This is a genomic window from Martinezella rhizogenes, from assembly GCF_007002745.1.
GTDB classification, from domain to species: domain Bacteria; phylum Pseudomonadota; class Alphaproteobacteria; order Rhizobiales; family Rhizobiaceae; genus Agrobacterium; species Agrobacterium cucumeris.
Window position 1 is genome coordinate 18,699 of record NZ_SGNY01000004.1, and the last position, 21,009, is coordinate 39,707.

Consider the following 21,009-nt stretch of genomic DNA (forward strand, 5'->3'; position numbering starts at 1 on the left):
AATTTCCAACTCTTGTAGGAAGACGATATACATTATACAATAACATATATTAATTTGGAACAACAGGAGATGCTGATGAGCGCCGTCAAGATCAACGAGCGTCTGACCGTAGGCGGCCAGCCGGAGATCGCCGATTTCCCTTCACTCTCCTCTCAAGGGTATAAAAGCATCATCAACGCTCGACCGGATGGCGAAGACGCCGGCCAGCCGGGCAACATGCGCGAAAAAAGCGCCGCCGGTACTGCAGGTCTGACTTACAGCTTCATTCCGGTGACCGGACCGACCATGACCGAGGCCGATATTCGCGCTTTCCAGCAGGCGATGGCCGCGGCCGACGGCCCTGTTTTTGCCCATTGCAAAGGCGGCACCCGCGCGTTGACACTCTACGTGCTCGGCGAAGCGCTTGACGCGCGTATGCAGCAAAGCGAAATCGAGGCTTTCGGCAGGACGCATGGTTTTGACCTGTCCGGCGCGGTTCGCTGGCTGGAGCGGCGGGCTTTGGCGGCACCGCACGTCAAGGCGTTCTTCGATCCGCGTACATCTAGCCTGCAATATGTCGTTTCGGACCCGGCGACCGGACGCTGCGCCATTATCGACCCCGTCTTTGATTTCGATGAAAAATCCGGCGCGACGGGCACGATGAATGCCGATGCCATTCTGGCCTATATCGAAAGCGAGGGCCTGTCGGTAGAATGGATACTCGATACCCATCCGCATGCCGACCATTTTTCCGCCGCCTATTACCTGAAACAGAAAACCGGCGCCCAGACCGCCATCGGCGCAAAAGTTACCGGTGTGCAAAAACTCTGGCAGGCGAAATATAACTGGCCCGATCTGGAGACCGATGGCTCGCAATGGGACCGGCTGTTTGAAGCGGGTGACAGGTTCAACATCGGTTCACTGGATGCCCTCGTGCTGTTTTCGCCCGGCCACACGCTGGCTTCCGTCACCTATGTCGTGGGCGACGCCGCCTTTGTGCATGATACGGTTTTCATGCCGGATTCCGGCACCGCGCGCGCCGATTTTCCAGGTGGCAGCGCCAGCGAGCTTTGGGCTTCCATTCAGGACATTCTTGCCCTTCCAGAGGAAACGCGGCTTTTCACCGGCCATGACTACCAGCCCGGCGGCCGCGCACCGAAATGGGAAAGCACGGTCGCAGAACAGAAACGCAGCAATCCGCATCTGGCCGGCATGACGGAAGAAGGCTTCATCCGTCTGCGCGAAGCTCGGGATCGCACCTTGCCGATGCCAAAGCTCATTCTGCACGCGCTGCAAGTCAATATCCGTGGTGGCCGCCTGCCGGAGCCGGAGGCCAACGGCAAACGCTACCTCAAATTCCCGCTCGATGGGCTGGAGGGCAGCACATGGTGAAAGACAATAATTGGCAACAGGCCCCGGGCATCGCCGAAATCCCCCTGCCCGCCATGGAAGAACGCGCCGTCGAAGTTGCGCTGCTTTTAAAGACACTCGCCCATCCCGCCCGGCTGATGCTGGCCTGCACTCTGGCGCAGGCAGAATTTTCAGTCGGCGAACTGGAGACGAAGCTTGATATTCACCAGCCCACGCTTTCCCAGCAGCTCGGCGTGCTGCGGGAAGCGGGTGTTGTCGAAACCCGGCGCGAAGCCAAGCAGATTTTCTACCGGATGAGCGAGACGAAAGCGGCCCAGCTTATCGAGGCTCTCTACGCCATATTCTGTGCGCCGGAGGCGGCCCCGTGAGCCCCTATTGGCCCTCGCTTTTCGGCGGCATGCTTCTCGGTCTTGCAAGCATCCTCCTGTTTCTGTTCAATGGCCGCATCGCCGGCATCAGCGGTATCATGAGCAGGATGCTCGGCCGGGAGCGGCGGCTCGCCGATCTAGCCTTCGTGGCTGGCCTGCTGGCCGGGCCCTATCTTTACACCGCCGCATTCGGACGGCTTCCGACGATAACCATAATCGCCCCATGGCCGCTGATCATCATTGCCGGCCTGCTGGTGGGTTTCGGCACGCGCATGGGCTCCGGCTGCACCTCCGGCCACGGCATCATGGGGCTGGCCCGGTTTTCCCGGCGCTCCATCGCCGCAACCGCAACCTTCCTGCTCACCGGCATTGTCGCGGCAACGATAACGGGAGCCCTGTCATGAAAAATCAAGCCATGGCGCGTGTTGCGCTGGCATTGATCGCAGGAGCCCTGTTCGGTTTCGGCCTGTCGCTCTCCGGCATGGTCGATCCGGCCCGCGTTTCAGGTTTTCTCGATGTCGCGAGCGGCCATTGGGACCCGAGCCTGATGTTTGTTCTTGGCGGTGCAGTCTCGGTCGCCGTGCCGGGTGTTCTGCTCAGCCGTTTTATTGCCAGACCGGTTCTTGCCGAAGACTTCAGCCTTCCGGCAAAAACCCGCATCGACCGGCCCCTCATCCTTGGTTCAGCCATTTTCGGCATTGGCTGGGGGCTTGCCGGTTTCTGCCCCGGCCCGGCACTGTCGGCTTTCGCTCTCGGGCTTCTGCCGGTCATTCTTTTTGTCTGCGCCATGATTGCAGGCATGTTGGCGCATGATCGCCTCCTGGCGAAAGAGCCATAGAGCAACCCGCCAACCTTCATACCCAGGCATGATAAGAATGGACAGCGCGGGTGACAAAACACCCGCGCCAAGACCTTATTACAGGTCGATCAGGCTCTTGCCCGTCATTTCCGGGGGCAGTTGCACGTTCATCAGTTGCAGCAAGGTGGGCGCAACATCGGCGAGAATGCCGTCATGCAGCTTTGCACCCTGCGGGCCGCCAAACAGGATCACCGGCACCGGATTGGTGGTATGCGCCGTGTGCGGGCCGCCGGTCACGGGGTCGACCATGGTTTCACAATTGCCGTGGTCAGCGATTACCAGCATGGCGCCACCGACTTTCTCGAGAGCGGCAACGACAGCAGCAAGCCCGCGATCCACGGCTTCGCAAGCCTTGATAGCGGCCTGCAGATCCCCGGTATGACCAACCATGTCCGGATTGGCGTAATTTGTGACGATAAGATCATAGCCCTTGCCGATCGCCTCGACGAATTTCTCCGTCACTTCCGGCGCGCTCATTTCCGGCTGCAGATCATACGTCGCAACCTTGGGGGATTTCGGCATGAAGCGGTCTTCGCCCACCTCCGGCTCTTCCTTGCCGCCATTCAGGAAGAAGGTGACATGCGGGTATTTTTCGGTTTCGGCGAGACGGAACTGCGTGAGCCCGTGTTTTGCCACCCATGCACCCAGCGTATTGGCGATATCGCGCTTCGGATAGGCCGTCGTCATGAAAGCAGCGTGCCGGGTGGAATATTCCACCATGCCAAGCAATGCCGAAAGCACGGGCTTTTCACGCGCGAAACCATCAAAGTCATCCGCACCGATGGCAAGCAGGATTTCACGGGCACGGTCAGCGCGGAAGTTCAGGCAGAACAACCCATCGCCGGCCTTGAAACCCTCATAACCATTGATCACAGTCGGCAGAATGAATTCATCCGTCACATCGTTCTTGTAGCTCTGCGCGACCGCGCTAACCGCATCAGGCGCATGTTCGCCCTTGCCGAGAACCATGGCGTCATAGGCCTTTTCAACGCGCTCCCAGCGATTGTCGCGATCCATCGCATAATAACGGCCGATCACAGTGCCGATGCTGGCGCCTTGCGGCAGGCTCGCCACCAGCGCCGCAACAAAATCTTCCGCCGATTGCGGCGCGACATCGCGGCCATCGGTGATGGCATGCACGACGACTTTCAGACCATGGCTGATCATGAGCTTCACCGCCGCCTGACCGTGGAGAATATGGCCATGGACGCCGCCATCGGAAACGACGCACATCAGATGCGCCACGCCGCCCGCTGCCTTTACGGTGGCGGCGAAATCAAGCATCGCCGCATTGCGGAAAAAGCTGCCATCCTCGATCGCCAGATCGATCTGGCCGAGATCCATCGCAACGATGCGGCCGGCGCCGATATTGGTGTGGCCGACTTCGGAATTACCCATCTGGCCGGTGGGCAGGCCGACATTCGGGCCGAAGGTAGTCAGCGTCGCATTCGGGCAGGTGGCGAAAAGACGGTCCATGGTCGGCGTGTTCGCCAGCACTGGCGCGTTGCTGGATTTATCCTCACTCAGCCCCCAGCCATCGAGAATAGTCAGGACAACGGGTTTGGGAGTGCGCATGGGAGGACCTTCTTCTTCATTCGGTTGCCGGCGGACAGCGGATCGCCGGGCACCGGAGCGCCCTCGTCCGCCACTATGATCATGATGAGAAAACATGCTTCTCGTTCTTCTCTTCTATACCCGAAGATCACGAACGCAAGCCTATACCGACACCGAAACAGTTCCGTGAAGCCGGAGTGCTTCACGGAAAAAAGCTTTTGGATGAAACCTCAACCGTCGATGAATATCAGTGCCGGCTTTTCCAGGAGCGCCTTGACGGCCTGGATGAAGACGGCGGCATCCCAGCCATCGACCACCCGGTGATCAAAGCTGGACGACAGGTTCATCATCTTGCGCGGCACGAAGCGTGAGCCATCCCAGACCGGACGCGTCATGATCTTGTTGACGCCGATGATCGCCACCTCCGGATGGTTGATGATGGGCGTCGAGACCACACCACCCAGGGCTCCGAGCGAACTTATGGTGATGGTGGAGCCCATCAGTTCCTCCCGATGCGCCGTGCCGGTGCGGGCGGCTTCGGCAACGCGTGAGACCTCGTCTGCACATGCCCACAGGCCGAGTGCTTCGGTGTGGCGCACGACCGGAACGGTGAGGCCGGACGGTGTTTGCGTGGCAATGCCGATATGGACGGCTTCGTAATGGCGGGCGACACCGTTCTCATCGTCGAAAGTGGCATTCATGCCGGGATGATCGGCCACAGCTTTCACCAGAGCGCGCATCAGAAACGGCAGGATCGTCAGTTTCGGCTGTCCAGAACGACGATTACCGTTCATGGTGGCACGCAAATCTTCGAGTTCCGTCACATCGATTTCCTCGACATAGGTAATGTGCGGAATACGCGAAGCGGAGAGCACCATCTTCTCGGCAATCTTGCGCCGCAGCCCCGTCACCTTCACTTCCTCGACGGCGCTATCGTAGGCCGCTGCCAGCTCGGGGCGTTCCGGCCGTTCCCGCACGGTTAAGAACCCATCGAGATCGGCATGGGTGATATGCCCGTCCGGCCCGGTTCCCTTGACCTTTGTGAGATCAATATCGAGATCGTCGGCACGCTGGCGAACGGCGGGAGACGCCAGCGGTTTGTGGTGCGGTTCGGCTGGAGGCGGCGGCAGCGGCGAATTCTCGGCGGGACGCGCAGCCGGCTGGGTTTCGACGGGTGGCGGCGCTTCCGTCATATCCGCCGGCGCTTCGGCTTCCGGCGCGTTGACCTCGGGAGCGGCGGCAGAGACATCGGTTTCGATGCGGACAAGTGGTGCCTTCACCGGCACGGTATTTCCGACCGTCACGGCCAGCCAGGTGACGATGCCCGCCACCGGCGACGGAATTTCGACCGTTGCCTTGTCAGTCATCACGGCGGCCAGCACCATGTCCTCATGCACCGGATCACCCGGCTTGACGTTCCATTCTACCAGTTCGGCTTCAGCGACGCCTTCGCCGACATCGGGCATTGTAATGGTATATTCCGCCATAATCAGGCCTCCATGACTTCGACAAGTGCGCGTCCGACGCGGGCGGGTCCGGGAAAATAGTCCCATTCCTGCGCATGCGGGTAAGGCGTATCCCAACCGGCGACACGGACGACGGGGGCCTCCAGATGATAGAAACAATGTTCCTGCACCAGCGACACCACTTCGGCCCCGAAGCCGGAGGTCAACGTCGCCTCATGCACCATGACACAGCGGCCGGTCTTGGAAACGGATTTGACGATACTATCGAGATCAAGCGGTAGCAGGCTGCGCAGATCGATGATCTCGGCATCCACACCGGTTTCTTCCGCTGCCGCCAGCGCCACATGCACCATGGTGCCATAAGCGATGACGGTGACAGCGTTTCCGGGGCGGCGGATTTCGGCCTTGCCGATGGGGATGGTGTAGTGCCCTTCCGGCACCTCGCCCATATCGTGTTTGGACCACGGGGTGACCGGCCGGTCGTGGTGCCCGTCGAAGGGACCGTTATAGAGCCGCTTCGGCTCCAGAAACATCACGGGGTCGGGGTCTTCGATCGAGGCAATCAACAGCCCCTTGGCATCATAAGGGTTGGAGGGAACAACCACCTTCAGCCCGCAGACATGGGTGAAAAGCGCTTCCGGGCTCTGGCTATGCGTCTGCCCGCCGAAAATACCGCCGCCAGTGGGCATTCTGAGCACGATCGGGCAGGTGAAATCGCCATTGGAGCGATAACGAATGCGCGCCGCTTCCTGGGTGATCTGGTCATAGGCGGGATACATGTAATCGGCGAACTGGATTTCGACACAGGGTCGCAACCCGTAAGCGGCCATGCCGATGGCGGTGCCGACAATGCCGGATTCGCTGATCGGCGCATCGAAACAGCGGGTCTTGCCGTATTTCCCCTGCAGCCCCTGCGTGGCGCGGAAGACGCCGCCGAAATAACCCACGTCTTCGCCGAACACCACGACATCGTCGCTGCGCTTCATGGACACATCCATGGCGCTGCGAACGGCTTCAATCATCGTCATTCTTGCCATGTCTTACCATCCTGCCTTCTGGCGCTGGCGGGCGAGATGCGGCGGCATCTCCTCGTAAACGCCTTCGAAAATATCCTTTTTCGGCGGTTTTTTGCCTTCATGCAGCGTGCCGTGGCTTTCCGCCTCGCGTTGCGCTTCAAGCACTTCGTCGGCGATTTCCGCCTCTGCCTGCCGGTGCCGTTCATCCGACCAGACGCCGCGCAGGGTGAGATGTTTCTTCAATCGCAGAACCGGATCGCCGAGCGGCCAGGCTTCGGATTCGGTCTTTGGCCGGTAAGCACTAGGATCATCCGAGGTGGAATGGGCGCCGACACGATAGGTGACATATTCGATCAGCGTCGGGCCGAGATTGCGGCGCGCCCGCTCCACGGCCCAGCGCGCCACGGCATAAACCGCGAGATAGTCATTGCCATCGACCCGAAGTGCTGGAATGCCGAAGCCCAGCCCGCGCGCCGCAAATGTGCCGGACCCTCCGCGCGCAATGCCCTGAAAGGTGGAAATGGCCCATTGATTGTTGACGATGTTAAGGATGACCGGGGCCTTGTAGGTGGAGGCGAAGACCAGCGCGGAGTGGAAATCCGACTCCGCCGTCGAACCGTCGCCAATCCAGGCGGCCGCGATCTTCGTATCGCCCTTGATGGCCGAGGCCATCGCCCAGCCAACCGCCTGCACATATTGTGTGGCGAGGTTGCCGGAGACGGTGAAGAAACCGTGCTCCTTCGAGGAATAGAGCACCGGCAATTGCCGCCCGTGCAGCGGGTCGAGCTCGTTGGAATAAATCTGGTTCATCATGGTGACGAGCGGATAGTCATCGGCGATCAGCAGCCCGGCCTGCCGGTAGGTCGGGAAATTCATGTCGCCTTTGGAAAGCGCCTTGCGGAAGGCGCAACTGACTGCCTCCTCCCCCAGATGCTGCATGTAAAAGGAAGTCTTGCCCTGTCGCTGCGCCATCAGCATGCGCGCATCGAAAGCCCGAAGCCGCATCATGTTTTTGAGACCGACCAGCAATTCCTCGTCCGAAAGCAGCCCGGCCCACGGCCCGACGGCTTCACCCTGATGATTGAGGACGCGGATGATCGAATAAGCGAGATCGCGCATGCTTTCCGGCGCAGCCTCCACATCCGGACGCGGCACGGAGCCCGCCTTGGGTATCTTCACATTGGAGAAATCCGGCTCCCCGCCGGGCCGCACCGCAGGCTCTGGAACATGCAGGCTGAGATGTGGCGTTTCTGATATATCCATTCTACTCCTCCGGCGGGCTAGCGCGCCCCATAATTCCGTCATTCCGGCCTTGAGCCGGAATCCAGCCGACGCGCGTCTGCGCGGCGGGAAGGACTCTTTTCAGCCCAAGGACTTGGGCTGGCTGGATACCGGCTCAAGGCCGGTATGACGGAGGTTTTCCTTTCCAATCATCAGCCTCACAAATTCCGTGCGATCACCATGCGCTGGACATCGCTTGTCCCCTCGTAAATCTGGCAAATGCGCACATCGCGATAAATCCGCTCCACCGGATAATCCGCCATGTAGCCGTAACCGCCGTGGATCTGGATGGCGTCCGAGCAGACGCGTTCGGCCATTTCGGAGGCGAAGAGCTTGGCCATCGAGGCCTCCGAAAGACAGGGCTCTCCCGCCTCCTTCAGCGCTGCGGCATGCAGCACCAGCTGCCGCGCCGCCGTAATCCGCGTTGCCATATCCGCCAGCCGGAACGCGACCGCCTGGTGCTCCACGATTGCCTGCCCGAAGGCCTTGCGCTCGCGGGCATAATCCCGCGCCGCCTCGAAGGCCGCCTGCGCCATGCCGACAGCCTGAGCGGCGATGCCGATGCGGCCACCCTCCAGATTGGCAAGCGCGATGCGATAACCCTGCCCCTCTTCGCCCAGCCGCAATTCGACGGGGACCGCCATCTCGGTGAAGGCGATCTGGCAGGTATCGGACGAATGCAGGCCGAGCTTTTCTTCGACCCTTATCACCTCGTAACCCGGCGTATCCGTCGGCACGATGAAGGCGGTGATGCCCTTCTTGCCCGCCGCCGCATCGGTGACGGCGAAGACGATGACGACATCACCATTCTTGCCTGACGTTATGAACTGTTTTGCACCATCAAGAATATAGCGGTCGCCATCCCGCCGGGCGCGGGTCTTCAGGTTGGAAGCATCTGAACCGGCCTGCGGTTCGGTCAGCGCAAAACCGCCGATCCATTCGCCGGAAGCGAGTTTCGGCAGGAAACGCTGTTTCTGGTCTTCCGTGCCGAATTTCAGGATCGGCACGCAGCCAACCGAATTATGGACGCTCATGATGGTGGAACAGGCCCCGTCACCGGCAGCAATTTCCTCCAGCGCCAGGGCATAAGCGACGGCCCCGGTTTCCGACCCGCCATAATCCTCCGAAACCAGCATGCCGAGGAAACCGAGGTCTCCCATTTCCTTCAGTTCGTCTTTCGGGAACCGGCTTTCCCGATCACGCGAAGCAGCCCCTGGGGCCAGCCGCTCGCGGGCGAAATCGCGGGCCATGTCACTGATCTGCTGCTGGGCTTCGTTCAGGATCATCGCCGCCTCCCCTTAATGCCGCTCGATGCCGAGCGCGGTTGCTTCACCGCCGCCGATACAGACTGCGGCCACGCCGCGCTTCAGCCCGTGACGCTGCAGGGCCGCCAGCAGGGTGACGACGATCCTCGCGCCGGAAGCGCCGATCGGATGACCGAGCGCACACGCCCCGCCATGCACATTCACCTTGTCATGCGGCAGATCGAGATCGCGCATTGCCGCCATCGCCACCACGGCAAAGGCCTCGTTGATTTCGAAGAGATCGACATCCCTCGCCGTCCAGCCGGTTTTATCGAACAGCTTTTTCATCGCGCCGATGGGAGCCGTTGGATATCCGGCAGGGGCATCCGCATGGGAGGCCTGACCGATGATGGTCGCCAGTGGTGAAAGACCCCGCCTTTCCGCTTCGGAGCGACGCATGAGAACGAGAGCGGCCGCACCATCGGAGATAGAACTGGAATTGGCCGCCGTCACCGTTCCGCCATCGCGAAAGGCGGGCTTCAGCTGCGGGATTTTCTCCGCCCTTGCCTTGCCCGGCTGCTCGTCCACGGCAACATCGCCGACAGGCGCAATTTCCGCTTCAAAGGCTCCCTCCGCTATGGCGCGACGCGCCCGCTCCAGCGAGGCAAGCGCATAGTCATCCTGCATGGCGCGGGTAAATTGATAGGTTTCAGCGCAATCTTCCGCGAAAGTGCCCATCAGCCGGCCCTTGTCATAAGCATCCTCGAGACCGTCGAGAAACATATGGTCGATGACCTTGCCATGACCGAGACGATAGCCATTTCGGGCGCGATCCAGCAGATAGGGCGCATTGCTCATGCTTTCCATGCCGCCCGCAAGCACGATGGAAGAGCTTCCCGCCGCGATCTGGTCATGGCCCAGCATGATCGCCTTCATGCCCGAACCACACATCTTGTTGATGGTCGTTGCGCCAATCGAATTGGGAATGTCGGCGGCAATGGCTGCCTGTCTGGCGGGCGCCTGCCCCTGCCCGGCCGTGAGCACACAGCCCATCAGCACATCATCAATATCAGAAACCGGAACAGCGGCCCGTTCGACGGCCGCACGGATCGCCGCGGCCCCAAGATCGGGCGCAGCCACCGATTTGAATTCGCCCTGGAACCCACCCATAGCAGTACGGGCGGCCCCGACGATCACGACAGGGTCATGCACAGCCAAATTCACCTCCCTTGGGCATTCTCTCGCTTGAGAAAACGACCGTCATCGCGATCTCCTCCAGACCTCGAATGACATGAACGCTATCACCAACTCGAATTCATTTCAAAGCTATTTTGATTGACAGTTTTTTGATTGACGATATCTTTGATCCAACAATTAGTCATATCATAGAGCAAATGATCCATGATTGAGCTCGACAGTTTCGACCGCAAGATTCTGCATGTGCTCGGCGATGACGGGCGGGTGAGCTGGCGCGATCTGGCGGCCCGCATCGGTCTTTCCTTCACGCCAACGCTGCGCCGTGTACGCAAGCTGGAAGAGGAAGGCATCATTCGTGGCTATACCGCCGTGTTCGATGAGAACCGGCTGCTCGGCAATATGGGCGTCTTCATCTCCGTCACGCTGGAACGGCAGATCAAGGAAGCGCTGACGACCTTCGAACACCATGTCGCTTCTATCCCCGAAGTCGTGGGCGGTTATCAGACCAGCGGCAGTTCCGATTACCTGATCCACGCCATGGTGCGGGATTTGCCGCATTATCAGGAGCTACTGGATTTCCTGACAACGGTTCCCGGCGTGTCGCGCATCCAGTCCAATTTCGCCATCAAGACATTCGTGCGCCGTTCCGCCGCCTTCACCGGGGGTGAAACGCTGTAAATAAGGGCTGCCGGCGCGGAGGAGGCGCCGACTGCTGAAAAGAGGGACGGCCTGCCGTCCGGAGGAGGAGACGCGATGAGTTTGAACCTCGCCGCCATTTTCGATGCCGATCTCGGCTCGGAAATCGCAGCATTGCGCGACAGCGCAAGTGCATTCGCAGATGATAAAATCGCCCCGCTGGCGGCAGAGATCGACAGGGACGATCGTTTTCCACGCAAGCTCTGGCCGGAGATGGGTGAGCTCGGCCTGCACGGAATCACCGTTTCGGAAGAGTTCGGCGGTGCCGACATGGGTTATCTTGCCCATTGCGTGGCGATGGAGGAGATAAGCCGGGCTTCGGCTTCCATCGGGCTTTCCTACGGCGCTCATTCCAACCTCTGCATCAACCAGATTCACCGCTGGGGAACGCAAGAGCAGAAGCATAGATATCTGCCGAAACTCGTCTCCGGTGAACATGTCGGTTCACTCGCCATGAGCGAGACGGAAGCCGGTTCGGATGTCGTGTCGATGCGGCTGAAGGCGGAGCGCAGGGGCGACCGCTATGTGCTGAACGGCGCGAAGATGTGGATCACCAATGGTCACGAGGCCGATACGCTGGTGGTTTACGCCAAGACGGATATGTCCGCCGGCCCGCGCGGCATCACGGCCTTCCTGATCGAAAAAGGCTTCAAGGGATTTCGCCCGGCCCAGAAACTCGACAAGCTCGGCATGCGCGGCTCACCCACATCAGAACTGGTGTTCGAGGATTGCGAGGTGCCGGAGGACAACATCCTAGGGCGTCTGAATGACGGCGTGACGGTGCTGATGAGCGGGCTGGATTACGAGCGCGCCGTGCTCGCCGCCGGCCCTGTTGGTATCATGCAGGCGGCCATCGATCTGGTGCTGCCCTATGCCCGCGAGCGCAAGCAATTCGGCAAGGCTATCGGCGAATTCCAGCTGGTGCAGGGAAAGCTCGCCGATATCTACTCGTCCATGAATGCATCCCGCGCCTATGTCTATGCGGTGGCCCGGGCCTGCGACAATGGCCGCATCACGAGGCAGGACGCCGCTGGCGCAATCCTCTTTGCCGCCGAGCGGGCGACACAGGTGGCGCTGGATGCCATCCAGCTTCTCGGCGGTTCCGGCTATGTCAATGAAAGCCCGGCCGGACGGCTGCTGCGTGACGCCAAGCTTTACGAAATCGGTGCCGGTACCAGCGAAATCCGGCGGATGCTGATCGGCCGCGAACTGGTCAAGGGTAACGGGTGAGAACGCGATGAAGCTTACATCCAGCCTGAACCGCGACCCCACCTTTGCTGCCAATGTCGATTTCATGTCGGGCCTGGTCGATGACCTGCGCCGACACGTCGAAAAAATCTCCAGAGGCGGCGGCGAAAAGGCCCGCGAACGGCATCTTTCCCGCGGCAAATTGCTGGCGCGCGACCGCATCGAGGCCCTTCTCGATCCCGGCAGCACGTTTCTGGAATTGTCGCAATTTGCAGCTTACGAGGTCTATGAGGAACCCGTTCCCGCCGCCGGCATCGTCACCGGCATTGGCCGGGTCTCGGGCCGCGAATGTGTGATCGTCGCCAATGACGCGACGGTGAAGGGCGGCACCTATTATCCGCTGACAGTGAAGAAACATCTGCGCGCGCAGGAAATTGCCACTGAGAACCGCCTGCCCTGCATTTACCTCGTGGATTCCGGCGGCGCGAACCTGCCCAATCAGGACGAGGTGTTTCCCGACCGCGATCATTTCGGCCGCATCTTCTACAATCAGGCCACTATGTCGGCGCAGGGTATCGCCCAGATCGCCGTGGTGATGGGCAGTTGCACGGCGGGCGGGGCCTATGTGCCTGCCATGAGCGACCAGTCCGTCATCGTCAAAAATCAGGGCACGATCTTTCTCGGCGGCCCGCCGCTGGTGAAAGCGGCAACCGGCGAGGTGGTGAGCGCGGAGGAGCTGGGCGGTGCGGATGTGCACTCCCGCCAATCCGGCGTCACCGATCATTATGCCCACGACGACCGCCATGCGCTGGCGCTGACCCGGCGGATCGTCTCCACCCTCAACCGCCACAAACAGGTGGAGCTGGATATCCGCGAACCGGCAGAACCACTTTACCCGCCCGACGAGCTTTACGGCATCGTTCCCGCCGACACGCGAAAACCCTTCGAGGTGCGCGAGATCATTGCCCGACTGGTGGATGGTTCCGAATTTGACGAGTTCAAGGCGCTTTATGGCACGACGCTCGTCTGCGGTTTCGCCCATATCCATGGCTATCCCGTTGGCATCATCGCCAATAACGGCATCCTGTTTTCGGAATCGGCGCTGAAGGGCGCGCATTTCATCGAACTCTGCTGCCAGCGCGGCATCCCGCTGGTTTTCCTGCAAAACATCACCGGCTTCATGGTCGGCAAGGCCTATGAGGCTGGTGGTATCGCCAAGGATGGCGCAAAGCTCGTGACTGCGGTCGCTTCAGCCAAAGTGCCGAAATTCACCGTCATCATCGGCGGCTCCTTCGGGGCTGGTAATTATGGCATGTGCGGCCGGGCCTATTCGCCACGCTTTTTGTGGATGTGGCCGAATGCCCGCATTTCGGTGATGGGTGGCGAACAGGCGGCGTCCGTTCTGGCGCAAATCCGCCGCGACGGCATCGAGGCCGATGGTCGCCACTGGTCGAAGGAAGGCGAAGAGGCGTTCAAGCAGCCGATCCGGGAAAAATACGAACGGGAAGGCCATCCCTATTATGCCAGTGCAAGGCTGTGGGACGACGGCATCATCGATCCGAAGGATACCCGCCTCGTGCTTGGCCTCGGACTGTCGGCCGCGCTTAACGCACCGATAGAACCCACCCGTTTCGGCATATTCAGGATGTGAGGCGACGATGTTCTCGAAAATACTGATCGCCAACAGGGGCGAAATCGCCTGCCGCATCATCCGCACCGCCGCCAAGATGGGCATCCGCACAGTGGCAGTCTATTCGGATGCCGACCGAAACGCCATGCATGTGGCGCTGGCCGATGAGGCCATCGGCATCGGCCCCGCACCGGCGCGCGCCTCCTATCTCGATGCGGAAAAAATCATCGCGGCGGCAAAAACAACCGGCGCGGAGGCGATCCATCCGGGTTACGGCTTTCTCTCCGAAAATGCCGCGTTCGCCGAAGCCTGTGCCGCCGCCGGCCTCATTTTCATCGGTCCGCCGCCGCAGGCAATCCGCGCCATGGGCGGAAAAAGCGAGGCGAAGGCACTGATGACGGAGGCGGGTGTTCCCGTCGTTCCGGGTTATCACGGCGATGAGCAGGCCGAAAAACGGCTGGCGAGCGAGGCGGACAAGATCGGCTATCCGGTGCTGCTCAAGGCCTCGGCTGGCGGCGGTGGCAAGGGCATGCGCGTTGTCAGGCAAAAGCGCGACTTCGCCGCGGAGCTTGCCGGCGCGAAACGCGAAGCGCTTGCCGCCTTCGGCAATGACCGCATGCTGATCGAAAAATACCTGGAACGACCACGGCATGTGGAAGTGCAGGTTTTTGCCGACGGCCACGGCAAATGTGTTTCGCTGTTCGAACGCGACTGCTCGATCCAGCGCCGCCACCAGAAGGTGATAGAGGAAGCCCCCGCCCCCGGCCTGCCCGATGACTTGCGGCAACGCATGTATGATGCGGCAACCGCCGCCGCCCGCGCCATCGATTATCGCGGTGCGGGAACCGTGGAGTTTCTGCTCGACCCCTCCGGCGACTTCTACTTCATGGAAATGAACACCAGGCTTCAGGTCGAGCATCCGGTGACGGAATATATTACCGGTCTCGATCTGGTCGAATGGCAAATCCGCGTCGCGAACGGCGAGCCCCTGCCGGAAGGCTGGGCCGACCTTGGCATCAACGGCCATGCCATCGAGGCGCGGATTTATGCCGAAGACCCCGCGCATGATTTCCTGCCGTCGATTGGCACGGTCAGCCATCTCATTTTTCCCGATGAGGGCCCACATCTCCGGACCGACAGCGGTATCCGCGCCGGCGACGCCATCACCGTGCATTACGATCCGATGATCGCCAAGCTGATCGTCTGGGATCAAGACCGCCCTACCGCCGTGCGGCGGCTGCGGTTGGCGCTGGAAAAACTGGCGATCTGTGGCGTCACCAGCAATGTCGCCTTTCTGGCGAGACTTGCGAGGCTCGAGAGTTTCGCGGCGGCCGATCTCGATACCGGCTTCATCGCCCGCAACGAGGCGGCACTATTCACCCCCGCAGCCGTCGGCGGCAGCGAGATCGCTGTAGCCGCGCTTGGCCTTCTTCTTTCCCGACAGAAAATGGCCAAGACGAGTTCTCTGTCATCGGCCGATCCCTATAGCCCATGGAGCAGCACCAGCGCTTTCCGCCTGAATGCACCGACGCGGGAAACCCTGTATTTCACTCTCGACCATAAACCGCGCACAGTTGCCGTTACCCATGAGGAGGACGGGTTTTCAATGGAGATTGACGGCGGGACGATCCGCATCGGCGGCAATCTCGCGGAGAATGGCAAGCTGCGTGCGGTCATCGATGGCAGGCAGAGGCAGGGCTATTTTTTCGCCGAAGACCGCGGCCATACGCTTTTTCTGGACGGCGAGCATTATCGCATCAGCCAGCCGGACCCCGTCGATATAGCCGACGCCACCACCCACACCGGTGGTCTGGAGGCGCCCATGCCGGGCGTTATCCGTGCTTTGCTCAGCCAGAAAGGTGCGCTCGTCGAAGCCGGCGAGGCACTGGTGGTGATGGAGGCGATGAAAATGGAGCACACGATCCGTGCCCCGGCGAGAGGTATCGTTGCCGCCATCAACTGCGCCGAAGGCGATATGGTGGCAGCCGGTGCGGTGCTGGTGGATTTCGAGCCGGAGGGCGCGTGACATGAGCTGGCCTGAAACCGTCAAAATCGTCGAGGTGGGCGCGCGTGACGGCCTGCAGAACGAAAGCACCGAAGTTCCCGTCACCATCAAGATCGAACTGATCGAGCGGCTCGCAGCAGCAGGCCTGCCGGCGGTCGAGGCTGGCGCTTTCGTTTCACCCAAGAGAGTTCCGCAGATGGCGGGTTCGACGGCGGTGTTTCAGGGTCTAAGACAGCAGCACGGCACAGCCTATCCGGCGCTCGTTCCCAATATGAAAGGTTTCGAGGCGGCCATTGAAGCCGGCGTGACGGAAATCGCCGTTTTCGTCTCCGCATCCGAGGGCTTCAGCCAGCACAATATTGGCTGTTCGCGTTCGGAAAGCCTTGAGCGACTACACGATGTCGCGCAGGTAGCGACCAGCCAGAATATCCGCATACGCGGTTACGTTTCCTGCATTGCCGGCTGCCCCTATGACGGCGCGGTTGCGCCCGATGAGGTGGCGGCGATGGCCGATGCGCTTGTCGCCATGGGGTGTTACGAAATTTCGCTCGGCGATACGATCGGCGTCGGCACGGCCGGCCAAATCCGCAACCTCATCGAACATGTGTCGACCCGCATCCCGCGTGAAAAAATCGCCATGCATTTCCATGACACCTATGGGCAGGGCGTCGCCAATGTACTGGCCTCGCTTGAGGAAGGCATCGCCGTTTTTGACAGTTCCATTGCCGGGCTGGGTGGCTGCCCCTTTGCGCCGGGGGCGAGCGGCAATGTCGCCACCGAAGATGTCGTTTATTTGCTGCAGGGACTTGGCATCAAAACCGGCATCGACCTGATGGCGGTGGCGAAGACCGGTGACTGGATCAGCCGGCATCTCGGCAGGCCAAATGCGGCACGCGCCGGAAAAGCGCTGCTTGCCGCAAAACAGGAGGGGGACTTGCATGGCGGATGAGTTGTTACGTGAGACACGCAAGGATGTTCTGTGGCTGACACTCAACCGGCCGGAGGTGCACAACGCTCTCAACGCCGCCATGACCGATGCGCTCACGGATGCCATCCGCGCTGCATCCGTTGACCGCAATCTGCGCGCCGTGGTGATAACGGCAGCGGGAGATCGCAGTTTCTGTTCGGGAGCCGATCTCAAGGAAAGCGCCGGTGGCATGTTCCTTTCGCGCGATGGAACAAACCCCATTGCCGATGTGATGCGCGCCATCGAGCGATGCGAAAAACCCGTCATTGCCCGCATCAACGGCCGGGTCCTGGCTGGCGGGCTAGGCCTCATTGCCGCCAGCGATCTTGCCTTTGCCGCCGATCATGCGGAATTTGGTCTGCCGGAAGTGCGGGTCGGACTTTTCCCGGCCATGGTGGCGGCGAAGCTTCTGACGAAAATGCCCTTGGGCGGGCTTCAGGAAATGGCCTATCTCGGCCAGCCGGTCAGCGCTGCGGAGGCAACACGCCTAGGCCTCGTCAATCGCACCGCGCCTGCGGCTGAACTCGATCGCTTGATCGAGGATGTTCTTGCAAAGCTGCGACAGAATGCGCCAGGCGCCATCGCAGCCGGAAAGGCAGCCTTGCTGGCGATGCGCGACATGCCGTCCGATCAGCGGCTGGCCTTTGCCGAAAGTACCATCGCCACCCTCAGCGGCAGCGATGAGGCGCGCGATGGGCGGCAGGCTTTTGCGGAAAAGCGGCCGCCTATATGGGCGGGAACATCCTGAACCGCAGCACTTTCACTGTAGTCGTCACCTCTTGAGGCGTTAATCGATATAATGCCCGCAGCCGCGTTGACCCCGTTCAGCAAATCGCGTTCTATCCAGCACCTTTCGCCGGATGGTGATCGGGCAGCCGGAGGAGACCCCATGCGCCTTGTAAAAACCGTCGCCGAATTGCGGGATGCGATTGCCGCCTTTCGCCGCGAGGGCAAGACTGTCGGCTTTGTGCCGACCATGGGTTTTCTCCATATCGGCCACCTCACCCTCGTTGCGCAAGCCAAGGCAGAAAACGACGTGACGGTGGTTTCCATCTTCGTCAACCCGCTGCAATTTGGTGCGAATGAGGATCTGGCGCGTTACCCGCGTGACCTCGCCCGCGACAGCGCGCTGCTGGAAGAGGCGGGCGTCGATATTCTCTTCGCGCCAGAGGTGACGGAGATGTATCCGCGCCCGATGTCGACCGTCGTGGATGTGCCGGAACTGGGCAGCCAGCTGGAAGGCGCGGTGCGGCCGGGGCATTTTGCCGGCGTCACCACCGTCGTGACCAAGCTCTTTAACCTCGTCCAGCCGGATGCCGCCTATTTCGGCGAAAAGGACTATCAGCAGGTGACGCTGATCCGCCGCATGGTGGAAGACCTTGCCCAGCCGGTGCGGGTCGTGCCGGTCGCGACTGTGCGTGAAGCGGATGGTCTCGCCTGCTCCTCACGCAATGTCTATCTGACCCCCGAGCAACGCGCTGCCGCCGTGATCGTGCCGCGCGCGCTTGAAGAGGCTAACCGGCTTTATGACCAAGGCCTCAACGATCCGGCCGCCCTCGAAGCGGCGATAGAAAAATTTATCGCCTCTGAGCCACTGGCTTCGCCGGAGGTCATTGCGGTGCGCGATCCCGATACGCTGGCGCCGGTTGCCTCCGTGCAGGCGGGACCCGTGCTGGTGGCGCTGTTCGTGCGCTTCGGCAGCACGCGCCTCCTCGACAACCGCGTCATCGGCCGCGACAGAACTGAAAAAAGAGAGGCTGCCCAATGAGCACCCACGGAAAACTGAAGCGGCTGACGACAGCCTCCATCCGGCAGATGAAAGGCGAGGCGCGCATCGTCTGCCTCACCGCCTATACGACGCCGATTGCCCGCCTGCTCGATCCGCATTGCGACCTGCTGCTGGTCGGCGATTCCCTCGGCATGGTGCTTTACGGCATGGACACGACGGTTGGCGTGACGCTGGACATGATGATCGCCCACGGTCGCGCCGTCATGCGCGGCGTCAACCGAGCCTGCGTCATCGTCGATCTTCCCTTCGGCACCTATCAGGAATCGAAGGAACAGGCCTTCCGCAACGCCGTGCGACTGATGCAGGAAACCGGCTGCGACGGCGTGAAGCTGGAAGGCGGCGAAGAAATGGCCGAGACAATCGCCTTTCTGGTGGCCCGTGGCATTCCTGTCTTTGGCCATATCGGCCTGATGCCACAGCTTGTCCACACCGCGGGCGGCTTCCGCTCGCTCGGCCATTCAGATACGGAAACGCAGAAGATCTGGCGTGATGCGATTGCGGTCGATCAGGCGGGCGCCTTCGCCATCGTCGTGGAAGGCACCGTCGAGCCGCTTGCCCGCGAGCTGACCGAGAAACTCTCAGTCCCCACCATCGGTATCGGCGCATCACCGGCCTGCAACGGACAGGTGCTCGTCTCCGACGACATGCTTGGCCTGTTTTCCGATTTCAAACCGAAATTCGTCAAACGTTTTGCTGATCTTGCTGCGGCGGTTACGGAAGCAACGGCTGCTTATGCCGACGAAGTTCGCTCAGGGGCATTTCCGGGGCCTGAGCATACGTTTCAGGTGCGCAAGCAACCCGTTAAGGGGGAGTAAGAAGCTTAGCCAGTATGTCGATGGCAAGCCTTGCCCTAAAACTCAACGTCATCCTCGGGCTTGACCCGAGGATCCATAACCTGACGCACCATGGATCCTCGGGTCAAGCCCGAGGATGACGGCGGAGAGGTGAGGCAATGCTGTTTGCTGTTAACCGCCTGCTCGGCCTGATCGCAGTCTTTGCGCATCCAGCAAATCGAACGACTACACAATACCACCGCTGCCACCAACCGAAGCCGGCCGTTCCGCCGCCACCCGCTTGCGATAACCGCTCGCCCGATATGTCGCGATGGGGTCGATTGCACCACCAGCCAATTGCCGGGCCTGCGCGAGGATGGGCTCTACATCGGTGCGATAAGCCCGTTTCAGCGTATCAGAAGCCAGCAACGCATCATTTTCCTGCTGATAACCATCCAGCGCCGCGCGATCCACCAGCAGTGCCTGCGCATAGGCGCGGCGGATTTCATTGGCGCTGGAGATCAGGCTTTCGATCGGATCCGTCACATTATGCGACTGGTCGATCATATGGGCGGGATGGAAACCCTTCACGCCGCGATGTTCGGCATCCACCAGCTCGTTGAACACGAGGAACAGGCGATAAGGTTCTATTGAACCGGCATCCAGATCGTCGTCGCCATATTTGCTGTCGTTGAAGTGGAAACCGCCGAGCTTGCCGAACTGGATGAGCCGGGCGACGATCATTTCGATATTGGTGTTCGGCGCATGGTGGCCGAGATCGACGAGGCAGAAGGCCTTTTCGCCGAGCGTATTGGCGATGAGGTAATTGGTACCCCAGTCCTGCACAACGGTGGAATAGAAGGCTGGCTCATACATCTTGTGTTCGGAGAAAATGCGCCAGTCATCCGGCAGCGCCTTGTAGATATCGGCCATGCCGACAAGATAGCGCTCGAAGCTTCTGGTGAAATTGCTCTGGCCGGGGAAGTTCGAGCCGTCGCCCACCCACACCGTCAGCGCCTTGGAGCCGATGGCGTTGCCGATCTCGATACATTCAATGTTGTGTTCCACGGCCTGCCGGCGCGTGGCGGCATCGGTGTGGCTGAGGGAGCCGTATTTGTAGGAATGGCTTTGGCCGGGCGCATCCGAAAACGTGTTGGAATTCATCGCGTCGAAGCCGAGACCCAGTGCGTCGGCATGGGCCTTCAGCCGCTTCGGGTCTTCCTTGTCCCACGGAATATGCAGGGAGACGTTTGGTGTAGCGCGCGTTAGCTGGTTGATGACGGCGCAATCATCCAGCTTGTCGAAAATGCCGCGCGGCTCCCCCGTGCCCGGAAAACGGGCAAAACGCGTGCCGCCGGTGCCGACGCCCCAGGAGGGCACGGCGACGAAAAACTCCGCCACCCTGGCCGTGACTGCCTCAATGTCGATGTTACGGCGCGCAAGCTGGTTGCCCAGCGCCTGATAGTCGTCTTTCTGTGCGCCGGCGCGCTTTTCGTTTTCAGCCGCGATCACATCGGCGGCGATTTTCGTCTCGGTCATCTTTTCCTCCCGGGAATCGGTCCAGTGCATGCTCAGCTTATCGACCTAATCTCCGTCATACCGGCCTTGAGCCGGTATCCAGTCGAC

Annotated in this window: 19 protein-coding genes; 12 read left to right on the forward strand and 7 right to left on the reverse strand. The window is 60.8% G+C overall.

Going from position 1 to position 21,009, the window contains the following annotated elements:
• Positions 1 to 75 precede the first annotated feature (75 nt).
• Genes blh through EXN68_RS13290 form a run of 4 tightly spaced genes read left to right on the forward strand, consistent with a single transcriptional unit; the run spans position 76 to position 2,556 of the window.
• Positions 76 to 1,371, forward strand: a complete 1,296-nt coding sequence (gene blh / locus EXN68_RS13275) for a bifunctional sulfur transferase/dioxygenase Blh (RefSeq protein ID WP_142841366.1) — start codon at positions 76 to 78, stop codon at positions 1,369 to 1,371.
• Positions 1,365 to 1,718: a sulfite-sensing transcriptional repressor BigR gene (gene bigR, locus EXN68_RS13280; RefSeq protein WP_142841368.1), complete on the forward strand. Its 354-nt coding sequence runs from the start codon at positions 1,365 to 1,367 to the stop codon at positions 1,716 to 1,718. Before blh ends, bigR begins: the two co-directional genes overlap by 7 nt.
• Complete coding sequence (locus tag EXN68_RS13285; protein ID WP_142841370.1) at positions 1,715 to 2,122, forward strand: YeeE/YedE family protein; 408 nt, start codon at positions 1,715 to 1,717, stop codon at positions 2,120 to 2,122. The genes bigR and EXN68_RS13285 overlap by 4 nt, the downstream gene beginning before the upstream one ends.
• Positions 2,119 to 2,556, forward strand: a complete 438-nt coding sequence (locus tag EXN68_RS13290; protein ID WP_142841372.1) for a YeeE/YedE family protein — start codon at positions 2,119 to 2,121, stop codon at positions 2,554 to 2,556. Before EXN68_RS13285 ends, EXN68_RS13290 begins: the two co-directional genes overlap by 4 nt.
• 78 nt (positions 2,557 to 2,634) lie before the next feature.
• On the opposite strand, the gene gpmI is transcribed toward EXN68_RS13290, so the two are convergent.
• The 6 genes from gpmI to EXN68_RS13325 all read right to left on the reverse strand — a co-directional run bounded on the left by gpmI (position 2,635) and on the right by EXN68_RS13325 (position 10,356).
• Positions 2,635 to 4,152, reverse strand: coding sequence for a 2,3-bisphosphoglycerate-independent phosphoglycerate mutase (gene gpmI, locus EXN68_RS13295; RefSeq protein WP_142841374.1), 1,518 nt, complete (start codon positions 4,150 to 4,152; stop codon positions 2,635 to 2,637).
• A gap of 209 nt (positions 4,153 to 4,361) precedes the next feature.
• The gene (locus EXN68_RS13305) at positions 4,362 to 5,618 is read right to left on the reverse strand and encodes a dihydrolipoamide acetyltransferase family protein (protein WP_142841378.1); all 1,257 of its coding nucleotides are present in this window, start codon (positions 5,616 to 5,618) and stop codon (positions 4,362 to 4,364) included.
• A 2-nt stretch (positions 5,619 to 5,620) separates the two neighbouring features.
• Positions 5,621 to 6,634: an alpha-ketoacid dehydrogenase subunit beta gene (locus tag EXN68_RS13310; protein ID WP_142841380.1), complete on the reverse strand. Its 1,014-nt coding sequence runs from the start codon at positions 6,632 to 6,634 to the stop codon at positions 5,621 to 5,623.
• A 3-nt stretch (positions 6,635 to 6,637) separates the two neighbouring features.
• Positions 6,638 to 7,876 carry a 3-methyl-2-oxobutanoate dehydrogenase (2-methylpropanoyl-transferring) subunit alpha gene (locus EXN68_RS13315; RefSeq protein WP_142841382.1) on the reverse strand — a complete coding sequence of 413 codons (1,239 nt, stop codon included), beginning with the start codon at positions 7,874 to 7,876 and terminating at the stop codon, positions 6,638 to 6,640.
• A 176-nt stretch (positions 7,877 to 8,052) separates the two neighbouring features.
• The gene (locus tag EXN68_RS13320) at positions 8,053 to 9,180 is read right to left on the reverse strand and encodes an acyl-CoA dehydrogenase family protein (protein ID WP_142841384.1); all 1,128 of its coding nucleotides are present in this window, start codon (positions 9,178 to 9,180) and stop codon (positions 8,053 to 8,055) included.
• Positions 9,181 to 9,192: 12 nt separating this feature from the next.
• Positions 9,193 to 10,356: an acetyl-CoA C-acyltransferase gene (locus EXN68_RS13325; protein WP_142841386.1), complete on the reverse strand. Its 1,164-nt coding sequence runs from the start codon at positions 10,354 to 10,356 to the stop codon at positions 9,193 to 9,195.
• A gap of 183 nt (positions 10,357 to 10,539) precedes the next feature.
• Here EXN68_RS13325 and EXN68_RS13330 point away from each other — a divergent pair, with 183 nt between their 5' ends.
• From EXN68_RS13330 to panB, 8 genes are all read left to right on the forward strand, one after another.
• Positions 10,540 to 11,013: an Lrp/AsnC family transcriptional regulator gene (locus EXN68_RS13330; protein WP_142841388.1), complete on the forward strand. Its 474-nt coding sequence runs from the start codon at positions 10,540 to 10,542 to the stop codon at positions 11,011 to 11,013.
• Positions 11,014 to 11,088: 75 nt separating this feature from the next.
• Positions 11,089 to 12,261, forward strand: a complete 1,173-nt coding sequence (locus EXN68_RS13335; protein ID WP_142841390.1) for an isovaleryl-CoA dehydrogenase — start codon at positions 11,089 to 11,091, stop codon at positions 12,259 to 12,261.
• 7 nt (positions 12,262 to 12,268) lie between these two features.
• Positions 12,269 to 13,870, forward strand: coding sequence for a carboxyl transferase domain-containing protein (locus EXN68_RS13340; RefSeq protein ID WP_142841392.1), 1,602 nt, complete (start codon positions 12,269 to 12,271; stop codon positions 13,868 to 13,870).
• A 7-nt stretch (positions 13,871 to 13,877) separates the two neighbouring features.
• Positions 13,878 to 15,875, forward strand: a complete 1,998-nt coding sequence (locus tag EXN68_RS13345) for an acetyl/propionyl/methylcrotonyl-CoA carboxylase subunit alpha (protein WP_142841394.1) — start codon at positions 13,878 to 13,880, stop codon at positions 15,873 to 15,875.
• A 1-nt stretch (position 15,876) separates the two neighbouring features.
• Positions 15,877 to 16,803, forward strand: coding sequence for a hydroxymethylglutaryl-CoA lyase (locus EXN68_RS13350; RefSeq protein WP_142841395.1), 927 nt, complete (start codon positions 15,877 to 15,879; stop codon positions 16,801 to 16,803).
• On the forward strand, positions 16,793 to 17,569 hold the full coding sequence (locus EXN68_RS13355; protein WP_142841396.1) for an enoyl-CoA hydratase-related protein: 777 nt from the start codon (positions 16,793 to 16,795) through the stop codon (positions 17,567 to 17,569). Before EXN68_RS13350 ends, EXN68_RS13355 begins: the two co-directional genes overlap by 11 nt.
• 141 nt (positions 17,570 to 17,710) lie before the next feature.
• Positions 17,711 to 18,589 (forward strand): pantoate--beta-alanine ligase, encoded by an 879-nt coding sequence (gene panC, locus EXN68_RS13360; protein ID WP_142841397.1) that lies wholly within the window; start codon positions 17,711 to 17,713, stop codon positions 18,587 to 18,589.
• Entirely contained in the window at positions 18,586 to 19,425 is an 840-nt protein-coding gene (gene panB / locus EXN68_RS13365) for a 3-methyl-2-oxobutanoate hydroxymethyltransferase (protein WP_142841398.1), read from the forward strand. The genes panC and panB overlap by 4 nt, the downstream gene beginning before the upstream one ends.
• A gap of 204 nt (positions 19,426 to 19,629) precedes the next feature.
• Here the strand turns inward: panB and rhaI are convergent, their stop codons facing one another.
• Positions 19,630 to 20,922, reverse strand: coding sequence for an L-rhamnose catabolism isomerase (rhaI, locus tag EXN68_RS13370; RefSeq protein WP_142841399.1), 1,293 nt, complete (start codon positions 20,920 to 20,922; stop codon positions 19,630 to 19,632).
• Positions 20,923 to 21,009: the final 87 nt, after the last annotated feature.